The sequence below is a fragment of the uncultured Jannaschia sp. genome (assembly GCF_947503795.1).
Classification (GTDB): Bacteria; Pseudomonadota; Alphaproteobacteria; order Rhodobacterales; family Rhodobacteraceae; genus Jannaschia.
Window position 1 is genome coordinate 341,250 of sequence record NZ_CANNEZ010000001.1, and the last position, 22,188, is coordinate 363,437.

At 68.4% G+C, this 22,188-nt stretch carries 27 protein-coding genes; 19 read left to right on the top strand and 8 right to left on the bottom strand.

Annotation, left to right across the window (positions count from 1 at the left end; genetic code table 11):
* The 14 genes from Q0833_RS01775 (at nt 1) to Q0833_RS01840 (ending at nt 12,933) form a co-directional block, all read left to right on the top strand.
* Nucleotides 1–810 carry a flagellar motor protein MotB gene (locus Q0833_RS01775; protein WP_298429675.1) on the top strand — a complete coding sequence of 270 codons (810 nt, stop codon included), beginning with the start codon at nt 1–3 and terminating at the stop codon, nt 808–810.
* Nucleotides 811–914: 104 nt separating this feature from the next.
* Entirely contained in the window at nt 915–2,213 is a 1,299-nt protein-coding gene (locus tag Q0833_RS01780) for a flagellar hook protein FlgE (protein WP_298429677.1), read from the top strand.
* A 22-nt stretch (nt 2,214–2,235) separates the two neighbouring features.
* Complete coding sequence (flgK, locus tag Q0833_RS01785; protein ID WP_298429678.1) at nt 2,236–3,660, top strand: flagellar hook-associated protein FlgK; 1,425 nt, start codon at nt 2,236–2,238, stop codon at nt 3,658–3,660.
* Between the two features lies 1 nt (nt 3,661).
* Nucleotides 3,662–4,660 carry a flagellin gene (locus tag Q0833_RS01790; protein WP_298429679.1) on the top strand — a complete coding sequence of 333 codons (999 nt, stop codon included), beginning with the start codon at nt 3,662–3,664 and terminating at the stop codon, nt 4,658–4,660.
* Complete coding sequence (locus Q0833_RS01795; protein WP_298429680.1) at nt 4,657–5,769, top strand: flagellar basal body P-ring protein FlgI; 1,113 nt, start codon at nt 4,657–4,659, stop codon at nt 5,767–5,769. Before Q0833_RS01790 ends, Q0833_RS01795 begins: the two co-directional genes overlap by 4 nt.
* A gap of 162 nt (nt 5,770–5,931) precedes the next feature.
* The gene (locus Q0833_RS01800) at nt 5,932–6,732 is read left to right on the top strand and encodes a S49 family peptidase (RefSeq protein WP_367274959.1); all 801 of its coding nucleotides are present in this window, start codon (nt 5,932–5,934) and stop codon (nt 6,730–6,732) included.
* A complete protein-coding gene (locus Q0833_RS01805) occupies nt 6,733–6,894 on the top strand; it encodes a hypothetical protein (RefSeq protein WP_298429682.1) in 162 nt (53 codons plus the stop codon).
* Nucleotides 6,895–6,898: 4 nt separating this feature from the next.
* Complete coding sequence (locus Q0833_RS01810; RefSeq protein WP_298429683.1) at nt 6,899–7,825, top strand: calcium/sodium antiporter; 927 nt, start codon at nt 6,899–6,901, stop codon at nt 7,823–7,825.
* The gene (locus Q0833_RS01815) at nt 7,822–8,592 is read left to right on the top strand and encodes an SDR family oxidoreductase (RefSeq protein ID WP_298429684.1); all 771 of its coding nucleotides are present in this window, start codon (nt 7,822–7,824) and stop codon (nt 8,590–8,592) included. The genes Q0833_RS01810 and Q0833_RS01815 overlap by 4 nt, the downstream gene beginning before the upstream one ends.
* Before the next feature lie 321 nt (nt 8,593–8,913).
* Nucleotides 8,914–10,779, top strand: a complete 1,866-nt coding sequence (uvrC, locus tag Q0833_RS01820; RefSeq protein ID WP_298429685.1) for an excinuclease ABC subunit UvrC — start codon at nt 8,914–8,916, stop codon at nt 10,777–10,779.
* 159 nt (nt 10,780–10,938) lie between these two features.
* On the top strand, nt 10,939–11,454 hold the full coding sequence (locus Q0833_RS01825; protein WP_298429686.1) for a dihydrofolate reductase family protein: 516 nt from the start codon (nt 10,939–10,941) through the stop codon (nt 11,452–11,454).
* A gap of 77 nt (nt 11,455–11,531) precedes the next feature.
* Nucleotides 11,532–12,200 carry a CDP-diacylglycerol--glycerol-3-phosphate 3-phosphatidyltransferase gene (pgsA, locus tag Q0833_RS01830; protein WP_298429687.1) on the top strand — a complete coding sequence of 223 codons (669 nt, stop codon included), beginning with the start codon at nt 11,532–11,534 and terminating at the stop codon, nt 12,198–12,200.
* Nucleotides 12,201–12,202: 2 nt separating this feature from the next.
* Nucleotides 12,203–12,448, top strand: a complete 246-nt coding sequence (gene moaD / locus Q0833_RS01835; protein ID WP_298434915.1) for a molybdopterin converting factor subunit 1 — start codon at nt 12,203–12,205, stop codon at nt 12,446–12,448.
* A 38-nt stretch (nt 12,449–12,486) separates the two neighbouring features.
* Nucleotides 12,487–12,933 (top strand): molybdenum cofactor biosynthesis protein MoaE, encoded by a 447-nt coding sequence (locus Q0833_RS01840; RefSeq protein ID WP_298429688.1) that lies wholly within the window; start codon nt 12,487–12,489, stop codon nt 12,931–12,933.
* Here the strand turns inward: Q0833_RS01840 and Q0833_RS01845 are convergent.
* Entirely contained in the window at nt 12,930–13,928 is a 999-nt protein-coding gene (locus tag Q0833_RS01845) for a Hint domain-containing protein (protein WP_298429689.1), read from the bottom strand. The two genes, Q0833_RS01840 and Q0833_RS01845, sit on opposite strands and share 4 nt — an antisense overlap.
* 150 nt (nt 13,929–14,078) lie before the next feature.
* Here Q0833_RS01845 and Q0833_RS01850 point away from each other — a divergent pair, with 150 nt between their 5' ends.
* The gene (locus tag Q0833_RS01850) at nt 14,079–14,858 is read left to right on the top strand and encodes an SDR family oxidoreductase (protein ID WP_298429690.1); all 780 of its coding nucleotides are present in this window, start codon (nt 14,079–14,081) and stop codon (nt 14,856–14,858) included.
* A gap of 24 nt (nt 14,859–14,882) precedes the next feature.
* Here the strand turns inward: Q0833_RS01850 and Q0833_RS01855 are convergent, their stop codons facing one another.
* Nucleotides 14,883–15,587, bottom strand: a complete 705-nt coding sequence (locus Q0833_RS01855; RefSeq protein WP_298429691.1) for a tryptophan-rich sensory protein — start codon at nt 15,585–15,587, stop codon at nt 14,883–14,885.
* Between the two features lie 102 nt (nt 15,588–15,689).
* Between Q0833_RS01855 and Q0833_RS01860 the strand changes: the two genes are divergently transcribed.
* On the top strand, nt 15,690–16,082 hold the full coding sequence (locus Q0833_RS01860) for a VOC family protein (RefSeq protein WP_298429692.1): 393 nt from the start codon (nt 15,690–15,692) through the stop codon (nt 16,080–16,082).
* 28 nt (nt 16,083–16,110) lie between these two features.
* Here the strand turns inward: Q0833_RS01860 and Q0833_RS01865 are convergent, their stop codons facing one another.
* The 4 genes from Q0833_RS01865 to Q0833_RS01880 form a co-directional block, all read right to left on the bottom strand.
* Complete coding sequence (locus Q0833_RS01865) at nt 16,111–17,568, bottom strand: ABC transporter substrate-binding protein (RefSeq protein ID WP_298429693.1); 1,458 nt, start codon at nt 17,566–17,568, stop codon at nt 16,111–16,113.
* A gap of 82 nt (nt 17,569–17,650) precedes the next feature.
* Nucleotides 17,651–18,295 (bottom strand): endonuclease III, encoded by a 645-nt coding sequence (gene nth, locus Q0833_RS01870; RefSeq protein WP_298429694.1) that lies wholly within the window; start codon nt 18,293–18,295, stop codon nt 17,651–17,653.
* A 55-nt stretch (nt 18,296–18,350) separates the two neighbouring features.
* On the bottom strand, nt 18,351–18,710 hold the full coding sequence (locus tag Q0833_RS01875) for a YigZ family protein (protein ID WP_298429695.1): 360 nt from the start codon (nt 18,708–18,710) through the stop codon (nt 18,351–18,353).
* Complete coding sequence (locus tag Q0833_RS01880) at nt 18,707–19,975, bottom strand: acetylornithine deacetylase/succinyl-diaminopimelate desuccinylase family protein (protein WP_298429696.1); 1,269 nt, start codon at nt 19,973–19,975, stop codon at nt 18,707–18,709. Before Q0833_RS01880 ends, Q0833_RS01875 begins: the two co-directional genes overlap by 4 nt.
* Before the next feature lie 187 nt (nt 19,976–20,162).
* Between Q0833_RS01880 and Q0833_RS01885 the strand changes: the two genes are divergently transcribed.
* The 3 genes from Q0833_RS01885 (at nt 20,163) to Q0833_RS01895 (ending at nt 21,496) form a co-directional block, all read left to right on the top strand.
* Nucleotides 20,163–20,468, top strand: coding sequence for a hypothetical protein (locus tag Q0833_RS01885; RefSeq protein WP_298429697.1), 306 nt, complete (start codon nt 20,163–20,165; stop codon nt 20,466–20,468).
* A gap of 103 nt (nt 20,469–20,571) precedes the next feature.
* Nucleotides 20,572–20,838 carry a hypothetical protein gene (locus tag Q0833_RS01890; RefSeq protein WP_298429698.1) on the top strand — a complete coding sequence of 89 codons (267 nt, stop codon included), beginning with the start codon at nt 20,572–20,574 and terminating at the stop codon, nt 20,836–20,838.
* A 10-nt stretch (nt 20,839–20,848) separates the two neighbouring features.
* Nucleotides 20,849–21,496, top strand: coding sequence for a DUF1523 family protein (locus tag Q0833_RS01895; protein WP_298429699.1), 648 nt, complete (start codon nt 20,849–20,851; stop codon nt 21,494–21,496).
* Here the strand turns inward: Q0833_RS01895 and mnhG are convergent.
* Together mnhG and Q0833_RS01905 are read right to left on the bottom strand one after the other, a co-directional pair.
* Nucleotides 21,493–21,840 (bottom strand): monovalent cation/H(+) antiporter subunit G, encoded by a 348-nt coding sequence (gene mnhG / locus Q0833_RS01900; RefSeq protein ID WP_298429700.1) that lies wholly within the window; start codon nt 21,838–21,840, stop codon nt 21,493–21,495. The two genes, Q0833_RS01895 and mnhG, sit on opposite strands and share 4 nt — an antisense overlap.
* Nucleotides 21,837–22,175: a cation:proton antiporter gene (locus Q0833_RS01905; protein ID WP_298429701.1), complete on the bottom strand. Its 339-nt coding sequence runs from the start codon at nt 22,173–22,175 to the stop codon at nt 21,837–21,839. Before Q0833_RS01905 ends, mnhG begins: the two co-directional genes overlap by 4 nt.
* Nucleotides 22,176–22,188: the final 13 nt, after the last annotated feature.

Here is a 22,188-nt window from a genome sequence, read left to right on the forward strand (position 1 = left end):
ATGGCAGGCAACGACGCGCGCCCGATCATCATCAAGCGCATCAAGAAGGTCGAGGGTGGGGGGCATCACGGTGGCGCGTGGAAGGTCGCCTATGCCGATTTCGTCACCGCGATGATGGCCTTCTTCATGCTCATGTGGCTCCTCAATGCCACCACCGAGAAGCAGCGCAAGGGCCTCGCGGACTACTTCAATCCCACGATCGCAATCAGCCGTGCCTCGGGCGGCGGGGATGGCGCGATGGGCGGCGACAGCACCGCCGCCGACGCGCTTGTCGTCCAGACCGGGCGCGGCGGCATCACCCCCACCGAGGTGCATGGGACCGCGGATGCAGAGGGCGAGATGACGGCCGCGGCCGCCGCGCTGATGGGAAAGGGCGGCGACAGCCTTCTCGACACCGAGCAGCTTCGCCACGTCACCGTCCGCCTTTCCGACGAAGGCACCGTGATCGAGATCTTCGACCTGCCGGACCGGCCGCTGTTCGACGGGACCACGCCGACGCCCCTTCTCCTCGGTATCATCCAGGCGGCCAAGTCCGAGCTGACGCCGCGCCGCAACATGATCGCGATCGGCGTCTTCACCGCCGCCGCACCGATCGTGGTGCGGGACGCCGGGCTTTGGGCGCTGTCGACCGCGCGGGCCGATTCGCTCCGCGCGGCCCTGCCGACGATCGGGATCGACGACGGTCGGGTCGCCCGGATCACCGGCCATGCCGACCGCCGCCCCGCCAACGCCAACCCCTTGTCCGAGCGGAACAATCGCGTCGAACTCATCCTTCTGCGCAACACGCCGCGACCCGCGCGACCACGATAACAGCCCGCGCGCCGCGGCGGCGTTAGCCCCGCCTTAAGACCCGGCGGCCATGCTCGCCGCAGCACCATCCGACCGAAGCCCGAGTTTTTCAGCAAGGATTGCCGATGACGATCTCCTCTTCCCTCAATGCCGGCGTGACCGGTCTGAACGTGAACGCCAGCAAGCTCGCAACGATCTCCGACAACATCGCGAACTCGGCCACCTTCGGTTACAAGCGCGCCGTCGCGGATTTCCATTCGCTCGTGCTCAATCAGTCGAAGGGCAACTATTCCGCAGGCGGCGTACGCGTCACAACGGGGCGCATGATCGATCAGCGCGGCACGCTCATCACCACGAGCAACGCCACCGATCTGGCGGTCGGCGGGCGCGGCATGATCCCGGTCACGACCGCCACCAGTGCGGCCTCGGGCGAGGCGGTCGAGATGCGACTGACGACGACCGGATCGTTCCGGCCCGATGCCAGCGGGGTGCTGCGCACCGAAAGCGGGCTCGTCCTTCTTGGCTGGCCCGCGACGAATGACGGCATCATCCCCGCCTATCCGCGCGACGCATCCGGCGGTCTGCAACCCGTCCGCGTCGACACCAATACGTTCGAAGGCGATCCCACCACCGAGATCCTGATGGGCGTCAATCTTCCCGCGACGGACACCCAATTCGACGCGACGGGCGACCCACGGGAGCTGACGCTCGAGTATTTTGGCAGCCTCGGGCAAGCGGAGCGGCTCGACGTCACCTATACGCCCGTGATCCCGACCGCGGGATCCAGCAATCGCTGGACGATGGAGATCCGTGATCAGGGCCAGGGCGGCATCGTCATCGGGGAATTCGACATCCTGTTCGACGACACGCGCCAGAACGGCGGCACGATCTCGGCGGTGACGCCGCTCTCGGCCGGCGCGTACGACCCCGCGACCGGACGAATGACGATTGGCGCCTTGGGTGGCGACATCGAAGTCGAAGTCGGCCGCCCGCTCGAGGCGAAGGGCCTGTCCCAGCTTTCGGACGTGTTCGCACCCCTCTCGATCAGCAAGAACGGCTCGCCGGTCGGCAATCTCACCTCGATCGAAGTCGACGAGACCGGCATCCTCCGCGCGCTCTACGATACCGGGTTCAGCAAGGCCCTCTACCAGATCCCGATCGTGGACGTCCCGAAGCTGAATGGCCTCAAGGCACTCCCGAACCAGACCTATGCCATCTCTAGCGAGAGCGGTGCGTTCTACCTGTGGGATGCGGGCCAAGGCCCGGTCGGCGCGATGGTCGGTTTCGCCCGAGAGGAGAGTACCACCGACGTCGCGGGGGAGTTGACCCAGCTCATCCAGACCCAGCGCGCCTACAGCTCCAACGCGAAGGTCATCCAGACCGTCGACGAGATGCTGCAGGAAACGACCAACATCAAGCGCTGACGCATCCTGACCGGAGTTCGCCATGTCCCTGACCGCTTCCCTGAATTCCGCGATGTCGGGCCTGTCCCTGACGTCGCGCCGCGCCGAGGCCGTCGCCTCGAACGTGGCCAATGCCGATACGGACGGCTACCGCCGTCGCGAAATCGTGCAGGGCGAAATTCCCGGGCGCGCGGTCACCCGCCGCGTCGTCGATCCCGCACTGGCCCAATTGCGCCGTGACGCGAGTGCCGACGCGGCGCGGGCGGGGACCGCCGAAGCCTTCCATGCTCGGCTCGACGCTGCGATCGGTGATCCGGGCGATCCCGGAAGCGTGCAGGCGCGCCTCGCGGCCTTCGACGCGGCCCTCGTCGCCGCAGCCTCCGACCCCACTTCTGGGACGCTTCTCGCCGCGGTCGCGCGCGACGCGGGCGCGCTGGCCGACCGGCTGAACGATGTCGCTGATGTCGTGACGGCCGCCCGGCAGGGTGCCGATGCCGCGATCGACGCGACCGTGCGCGCGCTCAACTCGGACCTTGCCGACGTCGCGGACCTCAATGCCCGGATCATGCGCGTCGAGGCGTCGGGTCAGGACGCGTCAGACCTCCGCGATCGGCGCGGCCTTCTCGTGGACCGCATCTCCGAGGCTATACCGGTCCGCCGCCTGGCCCGGGACGGCGGCGCGGTCGCCCTGGTCTCTGCAGGTGGCACGATCCTACTCGACGGGCGCGCAGCCGCGATCGAATTCACCCCCCAAGCGGTCGTGACCGATGACATGGTGGCCCCGGGCCAGCTGTCCGAGTTGACGATCCACGGTCGCCCTGTGGCCACCGGCGGCGCAGGAGCGGTCGGCGGCGGTCGGCTGGGCGCGCTCTTCGACATTCGCGATCGCGATGCTCCGGCGGCCACGGATCAGCTTGATGCCTTCGCCGCCGATCTCATCGACCGCTTTGCCCGGGTCGGAACCGACCCGTCGCTTGGCCCCGGAAATCCCGGTCTCTTTACCGATGCGGGTGGCGCGCTCTCGGCTGCCCCGCCCGCGGGTCTGGCCGCCCGCCTTCGTGTCAACGACGTCCTCGATCCGACGGATCCGGCCACGCTCCTCCCGCTTCGCGACGGGTTCGGCGCCCTGGTGGCGGGCCCGGCCGGCGATCCGGCGCAGCTCTTGCGCTTCGGCGCCGCGCTGCACCTGCGCGACGTGCCCGTGACCGATCCGGCGCGCTCGGCCGGCAGCCTCGTGGATCTTCTGGGAACGATGCGATCCGAGATCTCTTCGAGCCGCATCCGGTCCGAAGACGAGGGCGCGGTGGCCCGTGCCCATGCCGACAATTTGACGGCTGCCCGCGACGGCGGGCCTGTCGATACCGATGCCGAGATGCGCCGCCTGATCGAGATCGAGCGCGCCTATGCGGCGAATGCACGCGTGATCCAGGCGGTCGACGCCATGATGGATCGAATTACGGAGATTTGAGATGACCATTTCCCTTGGCTCCGTTCCTGCCCGAAGCAATGATGTCGGCGCAGCGATCCGTGAGCGGATCGAGACGCTGTCGCAAGAGATGGCGTCCGGTCAGGTCGCCGACCGGGGGCGCGCCGTGCGCAGCGATTTTTCCGAACTGTCGCGCCTTCGCCATGACCTCGGAACATCCTTGGCGCGTCACACCTCGCTTGCGCGGGCCGAGCGGTGGTCGGATGGGCTCTTGTCGGCCTTGGCCGCGAACGCGGGCGATCAGGCCGTGCTGATTGAACAGCTCGCCGTGCTGTCCGGTGAGGATTCCGGTGCGGGTACGACGGCCATCGCCCTGGCCGCCGAAGACACGCTGGCGGCGATGATGGCGCGGCTGGGCGGCACACAGGACGGGCGCGCCCTCTTCGCCAACGGCGATGCCGGCGGGTCCGTTCTGCCGTCGCCGGACGCGCTTCTGGCCGATCTGCGCGCATTGGCCGCCGCGGAGACGGATCCCGACATCTTGCTCCAGACGTTCGACGACTATTTCGCGCCGGGGGGCACGTTCGAGACATCCGTCATGCGGGACTTCGCGACCGCGAACGTGCGCTTCCCGACGGGCCAGGGCCAATCCGTCGCGATCCCGGTCGATCTCGACGATCCGGCGATCCGCGCCACGTTGCGGGATACGGCCATCCTCGCCATCCTTCCGGCCAGTCCTGCCTCGACCGATCCCGGCGATCGCGCTGATCTGCACGCCGAGTTGCTGGAACGGCTCGTCCACAATTCCGGCGCGGTGGTCGCAACACAGGGCCGCATCGGCACGGTCGCCAACGGGCTCTCGGACGGGGTGGCGCGGGTGTCGGCCGAGATGCTCTCGATCGAGGCATCCATCGCCGAGATCGTCGGAAGCGATCCTTACGAGACAGCGTCCCGCCTTCAGGAGCAGATCTCGCGCCTCGAAAGCCACTATGCGGTGACGGCGCGGCTTTCGCGTCTGTCGCTGACGGACTACCTGCGATGATCCGCCTGATGCTTGTGGCCATCGCGATCTGCACCGCGTGTTTCGCGGTGGGCGGCGCGCGCGCACAGGATATTCGGTTGAAGGACCTGGTCGAGTTCGACGGCGTCCGCGGCAACGATCTGATCGGCTATGGCCTGGTCGTCGGGCTGAACGGAACGGGGGACGGGTTGCGCAACGCGCCGTATACCGAGGAAATCATGCAGAATGTCCTCGAGCGGCTGGGGGTGAACGTCACCGGCGAGCAGTTCCGCCCGCGCAACGTGGCTTCGGTCATCGTGACGGCGACGCTGCCGCCATTCGCGCGCGCCGGCGGTCGGCTGGATGTCACGGTATCGGCCATCGGCGATGCCGACAGCCTGCTGGGCGGAACGCTGGTGATGACGCCGCTGACCGCCGCCGATGGCGAGGTCTATGCGGTCGCCCAGGGAACGGTGATCGCCGGGGGCGTGGCCGCGACGGGTGCCGCGGCGACCGTCATCGAGGGGGTGCCGACGGCCGGGGTCGTGCCCGCGGGCGGTCGCGTCGAGCGGGAGGTGGATTTCGAGTTCGGTGACCTTCGACAGATCCGGCTGGCGCTTCGCGAGCCGGATTTCACCACGGCGGCGCGGATCGAACGGGTCATCAACCGGGGCCTCAACCGGTCGGTGGCGCGCATGCTGGATTCGGGAACCGTCCTGATCGACATCGCGGCGACCGGCCGTCCGTCGCCTGCGCACGCGATCAGCGCCATCGAGAACCTGACGGTCGCACCGCAGCACAAGGCTCGGGTGGTCGTCGATCAGGCATCGGGCACGATCGTGATGGGAAGCGAGGTGCGCATCAGCCAGGTTGCGGTGTCCCAAAACAACCTGACCCTGCGCATCGAGGAGGCCCCGCTCGTCGTGCAGCCAAGCCCCTTCGGCGAAGGCGAGACCGTCGTGGTGCCGCGCACCGGCGTCGCCCTCCGGGAGGAGCCGGGACCCGGTCTCGCATTGGTCGAGGGGGGGACGACGCTCTCGGACGTGATCGCCGGGCTCAACGCCCTCGGGGTGTCGGCCCGCGACATGATCGACATCCTCAAGAGCATCAAGGCCGCCGGTGCCCTGCATGCGGAATTCGTCGTCCGTTAAGCGCGCCTTTGGATGCACTCCGGTGTCGCGCGGTGCCAGCGCCGACATTGCGCCCAGACGTCCAATCTTCGGGCCCGAACCGTAGCCCGCCGGGCGCCGCCGGAGGGCCGTGCCTTGTCGGCCCCCCCGGCGTGCCATACATGCCGAACCATGCTCGATCGTCTGCGCCACCGCCTCCCGTTTCTCGACCGTCCGCCGCGCGTCGCGGTTCTCCGACTCGAGGGCGTGATCGTCTCGAACGGCACGCGTGGGGCGCTCTCCCATGCGGCGATCGCGCCGCTGATCGAACGGGCGTTTCGGAAATCCAAGCCGACGGCCGTGGCGCTGTCGATCAACTCGCCGGGCGGCTCGCCCGCGCAGTCGTCGCTGATCGGGGGCCAGATCCGTCGCCTGGCGGATGAACTCGACATCCCCGTCCATGCCTTCGTCGAGGACGTGGCGGCATCCGGCGGCTATTGGCTCGCCGCGGCGGCGGACGATATCCATGTCGACGCCAGCTCGATCACCGGCAGTATCGGCGTCATTTCGGCAGGCTTCGGCTTTCATGATCTCATCGAGCGCTACGGGATCGAACGGCGCGTCCACACGGCCGGCGAGGACAAGTCGATCCTCGATCCGTTCCGGCCCGAGCGGGACAGCGATATCGAACGTCTGAAGGCGCTCCAGACGCGCATCCATGACAGCTTCATCGCCTTCGTTCGGGCGCGGCGGGGCGACCGCCTTGATACAAGTCGCGACCTTTTCACCGGCGACATCTTCGTGGGTGCGGAGGCGGTCGATGCGGGCCTGGTGGACGGGATCGGCCATCTCGTGCCCGTGATGAAGGCGCGCTACGGCGAGAAGACATCGTTCCGCGCGCTGACCATGCGGCGGCCGCTGCTTCAGCGGCTGATCCCGAGCGTCGCGCTGGATCTGATGGCGTCGATCGAGCAGCGGGCCATCTGGTCGCGCTACGGCCTCTGAATGATCATCAAGATCGTCACCCTCTTCCTGATCGGCATGGGCGTGCTGGCGATGTTCGGCAAGCTGCGGATGCCCGGCGTCCCGAAGCTGTCGCGCGCGCGGTGCAAGGCCTGCGGCGCGCCGCGCGCAGGGCGCGGGCCCTGTCCCTGCGGGAAGGGCTGAGCGCGTGCTGTACGACCTTGCCTTGGTGGCCGTCGGCCTCGTCATTCTGATCTTCGCGGGCGACGCGCTGGTGAAGGGCGCGGTGAACCTCGCACTCCGGCTCGGGCTGCCGGCGCTGGTGGTCAGCCTGACCGTCGTGGCGTTCGGGACGTCGGCGCCGGAACTCCTCGTCAGCGTGCAGGCAATTCTCGACGGCGTGCCGGGCCTCGCCCTCGGCAACGTGGTCGGCTCGAACGTGGCCAACGTGCTGCTGGTGCTGGGCATCCCCGCCCTGATCGCGACGATGCACACCTCGGTCTGCGAGACGCGCCGCGACTATCTCTACATGCTGGCGGCGACGTTCCTCTTCATCGCGTTCTGTCTGTCGGGGACGCTGGTCTGGTGGCACGGCATCGTACTGCTGATCGTGCTCGCCGGCATTCTGGCCGCGACGTTCCTGTCCTCGCGCGGCGAGGAGGTGGAGGTCGAGGGCGCGGAGCCGGGGCTGCCCGGCTGGAAAATGTCCCTGTTTCTCGGGCTGGGCCTGATCGGTCTGCCCCTCGGTGCCAGCCTCCTGGTTGATGGCGCGACGTCCGTGGCACGCACGCTGGGGGTCAGCGAGACGGTGATCGGCCTGACGCTGGTCGCGATCGGCACGTCCCTGCCGGAGCTTGCGACGACGGTGATGGCGGCGATCCGGCGGCACGCGGACGTGGCGCTGGGCAACGTGATCGGCTCGAACCTGTTCAACCTTCTGGGCATCATGGGCGTCGCCGTCCTCGTCGGCCCGGTTCCGGTCGATCCCGACTTTCTGGCCAAGGACCTCTGGGTCATGCTGGCGGCCACGCTGCTCCTTGCGCCGTTCGTGTTCCTCAAGCTCGACATCACGCGGGGGCGTGGCGCGATCCTCGCGGCGCTCTATGCAGGCTACCTCGTCTGGGCGCTGGTATGACGGCATTGGTCACCGGGGCCGGGGGCCGTCTCGGGGCGGCGATGGCGGTCGAGCTGGCGCGGCTGGGCCACGACGTCGCGATCCATTACGCGTCGAGCGCCGAAGGGGCCGAGACCACCGCCGAGGCTGTCCGTGCCGAAGGGCGTCGGGCGGTCACCCTTCAGTCCGACCTGACCGATCTCGACGCGGCAGAGGCCCTGGTGCCCCGTGCGGCCGATGCCTTGGGCGGGCCGCTTGACCTTCTGGTGAACAATGCCTCGATCTTCGAATACGACACCCTCCGGACGGCCACCCGCGAGAGCTGGGACCGGCACATGCGGTCGAACCTGCAGGCGCCCTTCCTCCTGATTCAGGCCTTCGCCGCGCAGGCCCCCGCTCCGGGCGACGACGGCGAACCGGTCGCGCGCGCCTGCGTCGTCAACCTCATCGACCAGCGGGTTCTGAAGCTCACGCCGGAGTTCATTACCTACACGCTTGCCAAGGCCGGGCTCTGGACACTGACGCAGACGGCGGCGCAGGCGCTGGCCCCTCAGATCCGGGTCAACGCCATCGGTCCGGGCCCGACCCTGAAGGGCAGTCGCCAGAGCCAGAGCCACTTCGACGCGCAGCGCGCCGCGACGATACTGGAGCGCGGCGCGGATCCCGCTGGAATCGCTGCGGCGCTGCGCTATCTCGTCACAGCAGACGCGGTTACAGGACAGTTGATCTGCGTCGATGGGGGCCAGCATCTGGGATGGCGCACACCGGACGTTCTGGGGGTCGAATGACAGATTCATTCGCGGCCCTTACGTCACCCGGTTCGAAAATTGTCCACGCGTAAGGTCGACCCCTGTCAAGTTCGCTGGACTCGGTAGTCCGATCAATGCGTTAGGCCCGACATCGTATAAATGTCATTTGATATGAGAGGCTTGCGCCGACGAGGGAAATTTCGGAAACGGTGACAGTGATGTGACGGTGCCGTTATGATTAGGGGCGAGACGATTCCGCTCCCACCCTTATCCACAGGTGTCGACCTCTTTTGACACCCATCGGACCCCTTGATCCTCCCCTCGATCCGAAGCAGCCCGATTCCAGAATCAGACCCCGCCATGGCAGACACGAAATCCGCTCCCAAGCCGACCGGCCCGACCGTCATCAAGCGCTTTCTCAAAACGCTGGACGGGTCGCCGGGCGTGTACCGGATGCTCGACGATCAGAATCGCATTCTTTACGTCGGCAAGGCGCGCAGCCTGAAGAACCGGGTGGCGAACTACACCCGGCTTCAGGGTCATTCGCCGCGCATCCGCCGGATGATCTCCGAGACCGCGTCGATGATGGTTCTGACGACGCAGACCGAGCTTGAGGCGCTGCTGCTGGAGCAGAACCTCATCAAGCAGCTCAAGCCGCGATACAACGTGCTGCTGCGCGACGACAAATCCTTTCCGAATATCGAGGTCACGACGGGGCATGCCTTTCCGCAGATCCGCAAGCATCGCGGGCGGAAGGGGCAGGGGCTCTATTTCGGGCCATTCGCCAGCGCGGGCGCGGTCAACCGCGTGCTCAACCAGTTGCAGCGCGTGTTCCTGCTGCGGAACTGCTCGGACAGCGATTTCGAGGGGCGCACGCGGCCCTGCCTCAACTACCAGATCAAGCGATGCAGCGCGCCCTGCGTGGGGTTCATCACGCCCACGGCCTATGCCGCCAGCGTCAAGGATGCCGAGCGGTTCCTCCGGGGCGAGACGACGTCGATCCAGGCGAAGCTCGCCGAGGAGATGGAGGCGGCCGCCGCCGAGATGGAGTTCGAGCGCGCCGCCGCGATGCGCGACCGGATCAAGGCGCTGACCAACGTGCAGTCGACGCAGGGCGTGAACCCGCAAGGCGTCCCCGAGGCCGACGTGATCGGGCTGCACATGGAGGGCGGACAAGCCTGCATCCAGGTGTTCTTCATCCGCGCCAACCAGAACTGGGGCAATACGGATGTCTATCCGCGCGTCGCCGAGGACAACTCGCCCGCCGAGGTGATGGAGGCGTTCCTCGGCCAGTTCTACGACGGCAAGGAGCCGCCGCGCATGGTGCTTCTGTCTCATGGTATCGAGGAGGGCGACCTTATGGTCGAGGCGCTGTCCACGAAGGCCGGGCGCCGCGTTCAGCTTCTGGTGCCGCAACGGGGCGAGAAGCACGAGCTGGTACAGGGGGCCGTGCGCAACGCGCGCGAAAGCCTCGGCCGCAAGATGTCCGAGAGCGCCACGCAGGCGAAGCTGCTGCGCGGGGTGGCCGAGGCGTTCGACCTCGCCGCGCCGCCGCGACGGATCGAGACCTACGACAACAGCCATATCCAGGGCAGCCACGCAGTCGGAGCGATGATCGTCACCGGCCCCGACGGGTTCGAGAAATCGCAATATCGCAAGTTCAACATCCGCGGCGACGAGCTGACGCCGGGCGACGATTTCGGGATGATGAAGGAGGTGCTGACCCGCCGGTTCAAGCGCCTTCTTAAGGAAGATCCCGAGCGGACATCGGGGCTCTGGCCCGACCTTCTGCTGATCGACGGCGGCGCCGGTCAGGTCAGCGCCGTGCGCCAGATCCTGCGCGAACTGGGGGTCGAGGACGTGGCGATGGTGGGCGTCGCCAAGGGCGTCGACCGTGACCACGGCAAGGAGGAATTCCACCGCACGGGCCAACGCCCCTTCGCGCTCCGTCGCAACGATCCCGTCCTCTATTTCATTCAGCGGATGCGCGACGAGGCGCACCGTTTCGCCATCGGCACCCACCGCGCCAAGCGCGCGAAGGCGCTGGTGGCGAACCCGCTCGACGACGTGCCGGGCGTGGGGGCGACGCGCAAGCGCGCGCTGCTGACGCATTTCGGGTCAGCCAAGGCGGTGAGCCGCGCGGCGCTTGCCGACCTGAAGGCGGTCGAGGGCATCAGCGACACCATCGCTGAGACGATCCACGCCCATTTCCACGAGCGGGATTGAGCCCGAGTACGGCGGGCCGATCCGCTGCCGTTGCGCCCGCGCGGCCGGGATGCGAGACCGGAGCCACGCCGAGGAGTGCCCTGCCGATGATCCTGACCGCCTGAATCCCGATCCGCGCGCTACGACCGCGCGCCATCCCATTCAGCTCAGGATCTTTCCATGCAACCCATCATCTACGACGTCGCCGTCTCCGGCGACGGCTTCATCTGCGGCCCCGGCGCCGACATCTCCCGCTTTCCGCATCACGGCGCGGTGGTCGACGACTACCGCGACCGCCTCGCCACTTATGGCGCGGTCATCATGGGTCGCGCGACCTACGAGTTCGGTTTCGCCTACGGCCTGTCGGCGGGAGAGAACCCCTATCCGGGCATGGTGGCCTGCGTCGTCTCGACGACGCTCGACCTGCCCGGCAGCGAGATCCGCATCTGCCGCGATCTCGACGCGGTCGAGGCGTTCCGCGCCGCGGCCACCGCCCCGGTCTATCTTTGCGGTGGCGGCGCGCTGGCGACCGCGATGAAGGATCGCGGCCTCATCGACGAAGTCGTCCTGAAGCGCGCGCCGATCCTCCTCGGGGGTGGCGTGCCGCTCTGGTCGGGCGGGGCCGTCGCGTCCCGGCTTCTGGAGGCGCGGGATTACGGCGGCGGGGTCACGCTGCATCGCTACGCCCTCGACTGACGCTCAGGGGCGCCACCCGGCGCCCCGCCCATGCGGCGGGGATGGCACCCCCACCGGAACCTCGTTAAACCAAGGCCATGAACTGGAACGTGCCCAATATCCTGACCGTCCTGCGCCTCCTCGCCGCGCCCGGCGTGGCGATCATGTTCCTCTTTTTCGCGCGGCCCTGGGCGGACTGGTTCGCACTCGTCCTCTTCGTGGTCGCCGCCGTCACCGACTGGATCGATGGCTGGTGGGCGCGCGAATACAATCAGGAGAGCCGCTTCGGCGCGATGCTCGACCCGATCGCCGACAAGGCGATGGTGGTGATCGCACTCCTCGTCATCACGGGGTTCTCGGGCATGAACCCGTGGATCCTTCTGCCCGCGACGGTCATCCTCTTCCGCGAGGTGTTCGTCAGCGGCTTGCGCGAGTTCCTCGGGGCGACGGCGGGTCTTCTGAAAGTCACGAAGCTCGCCAAGTGGAAAACGACAGCGCAGATGACGGCCATTGCGGTGCTCTTCGCGGCGGGCGTGTTCGAGCACGCCTTCCTCGAGCGGACCGAGGGCATGGACCTGCCCATGGTGGACTCGATCCTGACCGGCGCGGTGCCCGACGAGATCGGGCTGACCACGATGGTGCAGGCCGAAGCGACGACCTTCCTGATCGGCGTAATCCTGCTCTGGGTCGCGGCGGCGCTGACGGCGATGACCGGCTGGGACTATTTCTCGAAGGCGAAGCCGCATCTGCGGGACACCAAGGCGTGACGGTGCAGGTGCTCTATTTCGCGTGGCTGCGCGAGCGGATCGGGCTGGGCCGCGAGATGGTCGAGACCGAGGCGGCGACGGTCGCCGATCTGGTCGAGGAGTTGCGCGGACGCGAGCCGCGCTATGCCGCCGCCTTTGCCGACATGGGAAGCGTCAAGGTGGCGCTGGACCAGGAGCTGTCCGATCTCGGCGCGCCCTTGCGGGGCGTCCGGGAGATCGCATTCTTTCCACCCATGACCGGCGGCTAGACGATGCCCTGCCCCGACCGGAAGCGGAGATGGCGGCGATGACACCGCGCATCGTCGTCGGCCCGGAGGATTTCGACCTCGGGGCCGAAGCCGCGCGTCTTGAAAATGGGGCCGAAACCGGCGCCGTAGTCACCTTCACGGGCCGCGTTCGCGACAGCGCGGATGGCCTGCGCCACATGGAAATCGAGCATTATCCCGGCATGACCGAGCGCGCCCTGACCGACATGGCAGAGCGGGCGGCGGTGCGCTGGACGCTGGCCGGCGTGACGATCATCCACCGCCATGGGCGCCTGCCGCCGGGGGCGCGGATCATGATGGTCGCGACGGCCGCGCGGCATCGTGCGGCGGCCTTCGAGGCGGCGGCGTTCCTGATGGACTACCTCAAGTCGCGGGCACCCTTCTGGAAGAAGGAGGTGACGGCCGAGGGCGAGGCGTGGGTCGCGGCAGTCGCCGCGGACGAGGCGGCGCTCGACCGCTGGAGCTAGCTGCGCCCCGGTAGGGCGCGCCCCAGAAGTGCCGTCGCATCGACCCCGTCGAGATCGGCGGCCGACGGCTCCACCCCGTGATGCGGATGCTGAATACGACCGGCCATGCGCCGCGCGATATCGAGCGCCATGTCCTCGTCCATGCCGGCCAGAACCTCGGGCGAGACCAGAAGCGACTCGGCCGGGATGCATTCGGCGTAGATGATCTCGTGCGCGTCGAAGAGCAGGTGGAAGTAATCGACATGCCCCCCGGCCATCCGCACGATGCCGTCCCCGTCGACAAGATGCCGCGCCCGGACGAGCAGTTCGGCCCGCCCGACGCCCATGGCATCGTCACGATGGTAGATGAACAGGCGATGGTCCGGCGACAGGATCAGGTCGTCGGCATTGTTGAGCGCACCCGCGGCGATTCGGACGGGGGCGTTTGAGCCCTCGGCCCGCACGGTCTGGCGGCCGATCCAGCGGATCGCCTGCGGGCCGTTATCGCGTGTCAGGACGCGGTCTCCGGTCGCCAGCGCCTCGACCGGGGTCTGGCGACCATCGGCCATGGTGATCTTGGTGCCGCGCGTGAAACTGACCTGCGCGACGTTCGACAGTTCGCCCTCGACCGTCTCGGAGGCGATCAGTGTATAATCGTCCGAGGCCGAGAGCGGGCCCAGCGGCAATGCCAGGCGTGCGCCGTCCAGCTCGAGAACGAGCACCTCGACCATCGATCCGCGCTCGCCCATGATTTGATGTCGCGCCAGTGCCGTGACGGCCTGTCCGGCAATGCCGACCGAGCTGCCGGGGCCGACCGCCATGCCGCCGCCGATCCGGGTCAGGATCAGCTCGCGCTGCGGGGCGCCCGGATCGAGGCAATAGATGTCGCCCGCCACGACCTCGTCGACGCTGCCGATCGCATCCCCCATCAGCGCGCCCGTCTCGACCGAGAGGGCGCCCGCATCGTGGACCATGCAGCGGCTGAGCGCCGCGAGGGGGGAGGACGATTCCGTCATTTCAACACGGTACCCGGCGCGCAGGGGCGAAAACAGGGCCGTGCGGTGACCGCATCATTAGAATTGAGGCGACGTTACGGAATTGTGGGCGTGAAGCCGCCGGGGCGGGCTGATAGGACGGGCCAAACGGACAAAAAGGGGAGAGTTGCGATGGATCTGGGCATCAAGGGCAAGCGGGCGCTGGTGGGCGCGTCGTCGAAGGGATTGGGACTGGGCTGTGCGACGGCGCTGGCCGAGGCGGGCGTGAACCTCGTGATGAACGCGCGCGGCTCCGAGGCGCTGGAGGCCGCAGCTGCCGATCTGCGCCAGCGCTACGGCGTCGAGGTCACGACCGTCGCCGCCGACATCACCTCCGAGGCCGGACGGGCCGAGGTGCTCGCCGCCGCGGATAGCCCCGACATCCTCGTGACGAATGCTGGCGGCCCGCCCCCGGGCCTCTGGTCGGATTGGGACCGGGACGATTTCATCGCGGCCCTGGACGCCAACATGCTGACCCCGATCGCGCTGATGAAGGCGTGCCTGCCGGCGATGATGGACCGGGGCTGGGGGCGTGCCGTCAACATCACCTCGCAATCGGTCAAGGCGCCGATCCCGCAGCTTGGGCTGTCGAACGCGGCGCGCACCGGGCTTACGGGCTACGTCGCGGGCACGGCGCGGCAGGTCGCCTCCAGTGGTGTGACGATCAACAACCTGCTGCCCGGGATCCACGCGACCGACCGGGCCGACGCGCTGGACGGGCCGGTGGCCAAGTCGAAAGGCATCTCCATCGAGGAGGCCCGTGCCGCCCGCGCCGCGACCATCCCGGCCAATCGTTACGGCACCGCGGCCGAATTCGGTCAGGCCTGCGCCTTTCTCTGCTCGGTCCATGCCGGTTTCATCGTGGGCCAGAACCTGCTGGCCGATGGCGGGGCCACGAACGCGACGATCTGAGCTGAGGGCGTGGCGCCGCGCGGCTCAGGCCCGCGCGGCGCGCAAGGCGGCCAGCGTCAGGAGCGCGACGGCCACCGCCGCGCCGGCCGCGAAGATCCCCACGAGATCGAACCCGTTGCGCACGGTCACCGCGATCAACGCCCAGACGACGGCCCCGCCATACATCAGCGAGGCCCGCGTCCGCAGCATCGCAACCGTGATGGCGAGCCCGATGGAGAGCGCCGCGATGGCCCAGCCCGTCTCGCCGAAGGGCGGCCAGCCCCAGCCCGCCGCCAGAAGTCCGATCGACACCGAGGAGGCGGCAGTCAGCCACCCGGCATAGAGCCCGATCGACGCGCGCAGCCACCAGAGATCCGTGTCGGGCGTTCGGCTCAGCGCCCAGAGCGCCCCGCCCAGCATGACCCAGATGAGGACGGTTGCCCAAATCGGCGAGGCGACGGCGACGGCCAGCCACGCCGCACCCACCACGAGGCTGAGGAGGAGCGGGACGCGCGTCGCGTCCCAAGCCGGATCGCCGCGCCGGGCCCAGACCCCGTAGCCCGCCATGGCGATCAGCCACAGGTAGATCAGCCCCCAGATCGAGAAGGCATAGCCCGCCGGCTGCACCGACGGGTCTTCGATCGGGTTGGGGAATTGCGTCGGATCGTAGCCCCCGAAGCCGGGGACGAAGAACGGGGAGACCGCGAAGGCGAGCGCGGCGAGAAGGACGAGAATGGCGCGGAGTGTCATGGGGTGCAGTTAGCCTGCCGCGGCGGCGCGGCCAGAGGCGGAACCGGATCGGGGATCATGCTAGGATCGCGCCATTCGACCCCATGCATGCAGGAGACGACCATGACCGACAGCCCGGCCATCGTGCCCTATCTCAGCTATGTCGACGCCAAGGCGGCGATGACCTTTCTCGCCGACGCCTTCGGGCTCGAGAACGTGCAGGCGCATGACGGCCCCGACGGGCGCGTGATGCATGCCGAGATGCGCCACGGCAACGGCGTCATCATGCTGGGCACCGTTGATGCCGCGCCCGATCACGGCTCGCCGGGTCTCTACCTCGTGGTCGAGGACGTGGACGCCCATCACGCGCGCGCCGTCGCCGCTGGGGCCGGGGTCGTCTACGGCCCCGAGGATACAGAGTTCGGAACACGACGCTGGCGCGGCACCGATCCCGAGGGGCACGAGTGGTCCTTCGGCACCTACGCGCCGCAGACCACCGCGCCCGATTGGGGCTGAGGCGGCCCGGAGGCCGCCCCGCCGCGCCTCATTCCGACCAGCTGACGCCGGTCAGGTCGTTGGCCTGCGTGGGCGAATTCTCCCACAGGCCCTGGATGCGGGCATCGGCCACGCCGGTCTTGGCCAGCTGGAACAGGTAGGCGTTCACGTAATCGCCCGAGATGATCTCCTGCGCCTGCCGCGAGAGCGCACTGCGCTGCTCGGGGTTGGTCTCGACCGAAAGCTCATCGATCAGGGCCTGGAACGCGGGGTTGTCGTACTGGAAGTAATAATCCGGCCGCGCGTAGATGTTGATGTCAGCAGGCTCGGTATGGCTGACGATGGTCAGGTCGAAATCCTTGCCGCGGAACACCTGCTCGAGCCATTGCGCCCATTCGAGGTTGGCGATCTCGGTCTCGATCCCGACCGCGCGCAGCTGGCTCGCGATGATCTCGCCGCCGCGCCGCGCATAGGCCGGGGGCGGCAGCATCAGGCGAAGCGTCAGGTCCGTCGCCCCGGCCTCGGCCAGCAACGCGCGCGCGCGGTCGGGGTCGAAGGCCGACCGGTCCGTCAGGTCGACGTAATCCGGGTTGTGCGGCGCGAAATGCGTGCCGATGGGCGTGCCGTAGCCGAACATCGCACCGTCGATGATCGCCTGCCGGTCGATCGCGTGGGTGATCGCCTGCCGCACGCGCGCGTCGGGAAGGGACACGTTGTTCATCGCGAGGATCGTCTCGCCCTCCGTCGAGCCGACGATGACGCTGAACCGGGGGTCGGCCTCGAAGCTCGACAGCGTCTCGGGGGCGGGGAAGGTCGGGAAGGCATCGACATCGCCCGCCATGACGGCGGCGAAGGCGGCGTTCGGGTCCGAGATGAACTTGAAGGTCGCGCGCTCCAGCGCGGGGGCGTCGCCCCAATAGGCGTCGTTGCGCGCCAGCTCGACCCGGTCGCCCTGCACCCAGTCCGCCACGGTGAACGGCCCCGTGCCCACGGGCGCCGAGGCGTTGGTCTCCGCGCTTTCCGGCGCCACGATCACCGCGTCGCCCCAAGCGAGGTTGAAGGGCAGGTTGCCGTTCGGCGCGGCCAGCGTGATGCGCACGGTCTGGGCGTCAACCGCCTCGACGCTCGCGATCCCCTCGAACAACGCCTTTTGCGCGTTCGTCGAATCTTCGGCGCGCGCGCGGTCGAGGCTGAAGACCACGTCCTCGGCATCCATCGTGGTGCCGTCGTGGAACGTCACGCCCTCGTGCAGGTCGAAGGTCCAGGTCAGACCGTCCTCGGAGACGTCCCAACTTTCGGCCAGTGCGGGCTGGATCGACCCGTCCGGCCCGAACCGCGTCAGCCCCTCGAAGACATTGGCATAGACGACCTCGTCGATGGCCGCGGCGGCCCCGCCCGTGGGATCGAGATTGGGCGGCTCGAGTTGCATGCCGATGGTGATGTCGGTCTGCTGGGCCAGCGCGGTGGACGCGGTCAGCAGCAGGATGGCGGTTGTCTGTCGAAGCATGGGTCAGGTCCTCCCCGGTACGGTGCGCCAGCGTAGCCAACCCCCCGCGTCGGGGGCAAGCCGTGTCCGTGGGGCAGTCCCGTCAGGTCCGGGCCCCGGCGACCGCCTCGCAGAGCGGCGCGACCGCGCAATCGGCGCAGCGCGGCGCGCGCGCGCGGCAGGTTCGCTTGCCATGGGTCAGAAGGATCACGTGGCCGTCGCGGCGGAACGCCTCCGGAATGCGGGCCTCCAGCGACGCGGCCGTCTGCGCCTCGGTCTTGCCGGTGGCCAGACCCATGCGGTTGCAGACCCGGTGGACATGGGTGTCGACCGCGACCACGGCCTCGCCGAAGGTGAAAGCCATGACGATATCGGCGCACTTGCGCCCCACGCCCGGCAGGGACATCAGACCGTCCCGGTCGGTCGGGACATGCCCGTCATATTCGTCGAGCAGGAACCGGCACATCCGCTTCAGGTTACGGGTCTTCACGTTGTAGAGCCCGCACGGCCGGATCGCCGCCGCGATCTCGACATCCGGCAGCGCGAGGATACCCTCGGGCGTCCGCGCGAGCGCGAAGAGCGCCTTCGACGCGGCGGCCGTGTTCCGGTCGAGGCTCTGGGCCGAGAGCATGCAACTCACGACCGACCGGAACGGATCGCGCCCGCCTTTCGTCGCCGGTTGCCGCGCGTCCGGGTAGGCGCGGCGCAACGTTTCCATCAGGGTCAGGCGATCGTCGGCATCGAGCATGGCTCGCGACCTAGCGCCGCGTCCAAACTCTTCGAAGAGTTTGCAAAGAATCCTGTCAGGGATGCTCCGCACAGGACGCGAGGTAGTCGCGTACAGCGGTCTGGACGTGCCGGAACCGATCGCCGCCCAGATGCTTGCCGCCATACCAGCGCGTCACGATGACCACGTGGTCGCGCAGCGCCGCCCGCTCGAGCATGCGCAGGATGACCATGCCCGCCCCCGCCTCGCCGTCGTCGTTCTTTACCGGCCCGTCCGCGGCGATCAGGCCCCAGCTGTGATGCGTCGCCTTGGCGAAGCGCTTGTCCCGGCAAAGCGCGGTGACGACCGCCTTGGCCGCATCCGCGTCGCGGGCCGGCGCGCCGGTCACGGCATAGCGGCTGCCGCGGTCGTTGATGTCGAGATGGAGCGTCCTCACCCCAGAAGGCGATCCAAGGACAGCGCCATGACCTTGGCGCTGTCGATCATGTCTTCCACCCCGATCCATTCGTCGGGCTGATGCGCGAGGTCCAGCACGCCGGGCCCGTAGGCGATGCAGTTCTTCAGCCGCCCGATGCGGTCGATATGCTTCTGGTCGTAGGTGCCGGGGCTGACGACATGCTCGGGCGCGCGGCCGAGCACCGCCTCGACCGCCTCGCCCACGACGCGGACGATAGGCGCGTCGGCGGGCGTCATCGTCGGCATCACCTCGAAGAGATCGCGGATCTCGTAGCGGAACTCGGGCCGTTCTGCGCGGACACGCTCCATCATCTCGGTGACCTCGCGTTTAACGACAGCGATGTCCTCCTCCATCAAGAACCGCCGGTCCAGCGTCAGGACACAGCGGTCCGGCACGCAGGCCGAGGGCAGGCCGGTGTAATCCTCCGCCTGCACCGGCTCGCCGCCATGGATCGCGTTGATGTTGAGGGTGGACTGCCGCGCGCCCTCGGGAACGACCGGCATCGCGGTGCGGCGTCCGGCGAGCAGCGGGAAGAGCGTCCGCTCCATCTCGTCGATCACCGCGCCCATGTGGCGGACGGCGCAATCGCCGAGAAACGGCATCGAGCCATGGGCGATGCGCCCCTTGGTCTCGATCTCGGCCCACCAGACGCCGCGATGCCCCAGGCAGATGCGGTCCTTGTTCAGCGGCTCGGGGATAATGACGTGCTGGACTCGAGCCGGGTCGAAGAATCCCTGCTCGGCGAGGTAGGCGACGCCGCCATAGCCGCCCGATTCCTCGTCTGCGGTCGCGGAGATCTCGATCGCGCCCCGGAAGTCGGGCCGCATCGCGGCGAAGGCCTCGGCGGCGACGATGCTGGTCGCCAGCCCGCCTTTCATGTCGCAGGCGCCGCGCCCGTAGATCCGGCCCCCGTCGAGTTCGCCCCCGAAGGGCTCGCGGGTCCAGCCCTGGCCCACCGCGACGACGTCGTGATGGCTGTTGAAGTGGACGCAATCGCCCGGCTCCGCCCCCTCGAGCCGGCAGATGACGTTCCAGCGCGGATAGGCCGTGCTGTCGCCCAGCGCGCCCTCGGCCCGCACCATCTTCACCTCCCAGCCGCGCGCGCCGAGACGTTCGCCGACGAAGGAACAGATGTCGCGGTAGTGCCGCCCCGGCGGGTTCAGCGTCGGGATGCGGATCAGCGCCTGCGTCAGCGCGACGAGGTCGCCCTCGCGCTGCTCGATCTCCTGCAACAGCCGATCCATCCGGGCCTCCCTTGGCGTGGTCCGGGCGACACACTGGGACGAAACCGGGCAGGGGGCCAGACCATTCCCGGCCTGCCGGCGGTCCTGCGCGGATAGGATGGCACCGAAGCCGGATGGAGCGCGACGTGACAGAAACGCAACCGAATGGCGGCGCGTCTCGGCGGCCGCGCGCATGGGATTGTGCGACGTGACCCTCCTCCTGCCGGTCCTCGCCCTGCTGGTCGTCGCGTGGTTCGTGCCGTGGGGTCTGGGGAAGCTCCTCCCCGAAGGGGTCGGCTGGCTCGTCGCGAACGGCCTCTTCTCGTCGGTCCTGCTGGCGGTGCTGGCGGCGCTGGGCTTCGTGCTGCTCTATGGTGAGGCGGGCGGCGTCGTATGGCGCGAGGCGCCGTGGCATTTCGCCGTGCTCAGCCTGCGCAGCGCGCTGATCTGGGGGCCGATGATGGTCCTGTCGCTGGCCAATCTGCCGCGCCACTGGACGACCGAGACGTGGTGAGGCCGGGGCGCGCACCCGCCTGTCGCAACTCGCACGCGGAGCGGCTAGGGTGCGCGGGATGGCGACGGCGGATCGGTCCGGCACACGAGATGAGGGAGCAGGCATGATCGGACTTCTCAGACTGGCTGTGATGCTGCTGATCGCGCTGACGGTGATCTACTGGGCGCTGGTCTTCTACTTCCGCGCGGGCGAGCGCGACCGCCTCGAGGAAGAATGGCAGCGCGACCAGCCGCCCCTGCCGCGCGACACCTTCGTCGAGAACGGGCTGCGCAGCTATCAGGGCAGCCTGCGCCGCAAGTTGCTTTGGGGGGTGTATATCCTGCCGATCGGGGCCATCTGCACCTTGATCTACGTCGTCAATTACGCCTGAGGGGGCCATTATGCGCGTCTTGAAATGGCTGCCGCTCCTGCTCGTTCTGGGCATCGTCGCCGCCTTCCTGCACTACACCCTGCCGCAGACCGATATCGTCCGGGTGGTCGATACCGATGTCCGCCGCGTCGATTTCGGCGAGAACTCGATCTTCTGGGCCGATGGCGATGTCGGAAGCGGGGCGACCGCGGCCAATCGCGACGTCCGCTTCATCGAAACGGTGCGCCCGTCGGGCCGCGTCTCGGTCTATCGCAACGAGGATACGGGATGGGGCTGGCCGCCCTATTTCAAGCTCGACAGCTCGAACCTCCAGACCGAGGCGACGGACCTCGTTTCCACCGCCGTCGCGCCGCGGTGGGTCGCGTTACGGCACTATGGTTGGCGCTCGGAGTTCCTCTCGATCTTCCCCAATGCCGTCAGCGTGCGCGAGGTCGAGGGGCCTGAGGTCAGCACGATCCCTTGGTTCAACATCATCTTCCTGACGATCCTGGCCGCGATCGTCTGGGCCATCACGGTCCGAATCATCCGCTTCCGCCGCAACCGGATCGACCCGGTGCTGGAGGATGCGGGCGAACGATGGGACGCGGTCGAGGACAACGTGGCCGAGCGGCGCCGCGGCGTTCGCGCATGGTGGGCCCGGCTCCGCGGCAGGGGCTAGTCGCCCGGCTCCCGCACGCCGAGCTTGGCCTTCGCGGTCGGGTCCACCTTGGTCGGCGCCCAGAGCGCCACGCCCGATCGGAAGGCCGCGCGCCCGATCATATGCGCGCCGACCGGCGCGGTCAGAAGCAGGAAGACGACGATCGCGACCGACTTGGCGATAGTCGGCGGGTCGGCGAACCCGATGGCGACCGCCAGCATGATGAGACCGGAGGCCAGCGTGCCCGCCTTGGTCGTCGCGTGCATCCGGATCAGGACGTCGGGCAGGCGCAAGATGCCGAGGCCCGCGATGAAGGCGAAGAACCCGCCGAGCAGGACGCAGATCGCGAGGATGATCTCGATCATCGCGGTGCCTCCTCGACCCGGATCGCGTCCTCGGGGCGGGCGCGGCGGACCTTCCGCTCGACGAAGCGCGCCAGGGCCACGGTCGCCAGGAACCCGATTAGCGCCAGCACCACCGCCACGTCGAGAAATGCCGCCGATCCGGTGTCCAGCGCGAAGAGCCCGCAGAACGCGACGATCAGCACGGTCATCGTGTCGAGTGCCACCACCCGGTCGGGCAGGGACGGCCCCTTGATAAGCCGGATCATCGCGAGGATGACGCCCAGCATCACGAGGACGAACCCCGTCTGAACGGCGAAGTTCAGGATCGGCATCTGTTCGGTCAGGGTCGGGGTCATCCGCGCCTCCTCC

Bases quoted from the DNA above. Each gene is read 5' to 3' on its own strand.
- Q0833_RS01850 (WP_298429690.1), top strand. From the start codon at position 14,079: ATGGATCTGGGCATCAAGGGCAAGCGGGCGCTGGTGGGCGCGTCGTCG.
- Q0833_RS01855 (WP_298429691.1), bottom strand. From the start codon at position 15,587: ATGACACTCCGCGCCATTCTCGTCCTTCTCGCCGCGCTCGCCTTCGCG.
- Q0833_RS01795 (WP_298429680.1), top strand. From the start codon at position 4,657: ATGATCCGCCTGATGCTTGTGGCCATCGCGATCTGCACCGCGTGTTTC.
- Q0833_RS01865 (WP_298429693.1), bottom strand. From the start codon at position 17,568: ATGCTTCGACAGACAACCGCCATCCTGCTGCTGACCGCGTCCACCGCG.
- uvrC (WP_298429685.1), top strand. From the start codon at position 8,914: ATGGCAGACACGAAATCCGCTCCCAAGCCGACCGGCCCGACCGTCATC.
- pgsA (WP_298429687.1), top strand. From the start codon at position 11,532: ATGAACTGGAACGTGCCCAATATCCTGACCGTCCTGCGCCTCCTCGCC.
- Q0833_RS01905 (WP_298429701.1), bottom strand. From the start codon at position 22,175: ATGACCCCGACCCTGACCGAACAGATGCCGATCCTGAACTTCGCCGTT.
- Q0833_RS01880 (WP_298429696.1), bottom strand. From the start codon at position 19,975: ATGGATCGGCTGTTGCAGGAGATCGAGCAGCGCGAGGGCGACCTCGTC.
- Q0833_RS01805 (WP_298429682.1), top strand. From the start codon at position 6,733: ATGATCATCAAGATCGTCACCCTCTTCCTGATCGGCATGGGCGTGCTG.
- Q0833_RS01790 (WP_298429679.1), top strand. From the start codon at position 3,662: ATGACCATTTCCCTTGGCTCCGTTCCTGCCCGAAGCAATGATGTCGGC.
- Q0833_RS01825 (WP_298429686.1), top strand. From the start codon at position 10,939: ATGCAACCCATCATCTACGACGTCGCCGTCTCCGGCGACGGCTTCATC.
- Q0833_RS01780 (WP_298429677.1), top strand. From the start codon at position 915: ATGACGATCTCCTCTTCCCTCAATGCCGGCGTGACCGGTCTGAACGTG.
- Q0833_RS01895 (WP_298429699.1), top strand. From the start codon at position 20,849: ATGCGCGTCTTGAAATGGCTGCCGCTCCTGCTCGTTCTGGGCATCGTC.
- Q0833_RS01845 (WP_298429689.1), bottom strand. From the start codon at position 13,928: ATGACGGAATCGTCCTCCCCCCTCGCGGCGCTCAGCCGCTGCATGGTC.
- Q0833_RS01840 (WP_298429688.1), top strand. From the start codon at position 12,487: ATGACACCGCGCATCGTCGTCGGCCCGGAGGATTTCGACCTCGGGGCC.
- nth (WP_298429694.1), bottom strand. From the start codon at position 18,295: ATGCTCGATGCCGACGATCGCCTGACCCTGATGGAAACGTTGCGCCGC.
- Q0833_RS01815 (WP_298429684.1), top strand. From the start codon at position 7,822: ATGACGGCATTGGTCACCGGGGCCGGGGGCCGTCTCGGGGCGGCGATG.
- Q0833_RS01890 (WP_298429698.1), top strand. From the start codon at position 20,572: ATGATCGGACTTCTCAGACTGGCTGTGATGCTGCTGATCGCGCTGACG.
- Q0833_RS01860 (WP_298429692.1), top strand. From the start codon at position 15,690: ATGACCGACAGCCCGGCCATCGTGCCCTATCTCAGCTATGTCGACGCC.
- mnhG (WP_298429700.1), bottom strand. From the start codon at position 21,840: ATGATCGAGATCATCCTCGCGATCTGCGTCCTGCTCGGCGGGTTCTTC.
- flgK (WP_298429678.1), top strand. From the start codon at position 2,236: ATGTCCCTGACCGCTTCCCTGAATTCCGCGATGTCGGGCCTGTCCCTG.
- Q0833_RS01775 (WP_298429675.1), top strand. From the start codon at position 1: ATGGCAGGCAACGACGCGCGCCCGATCATCATCAAGCGCATCAAGAAG.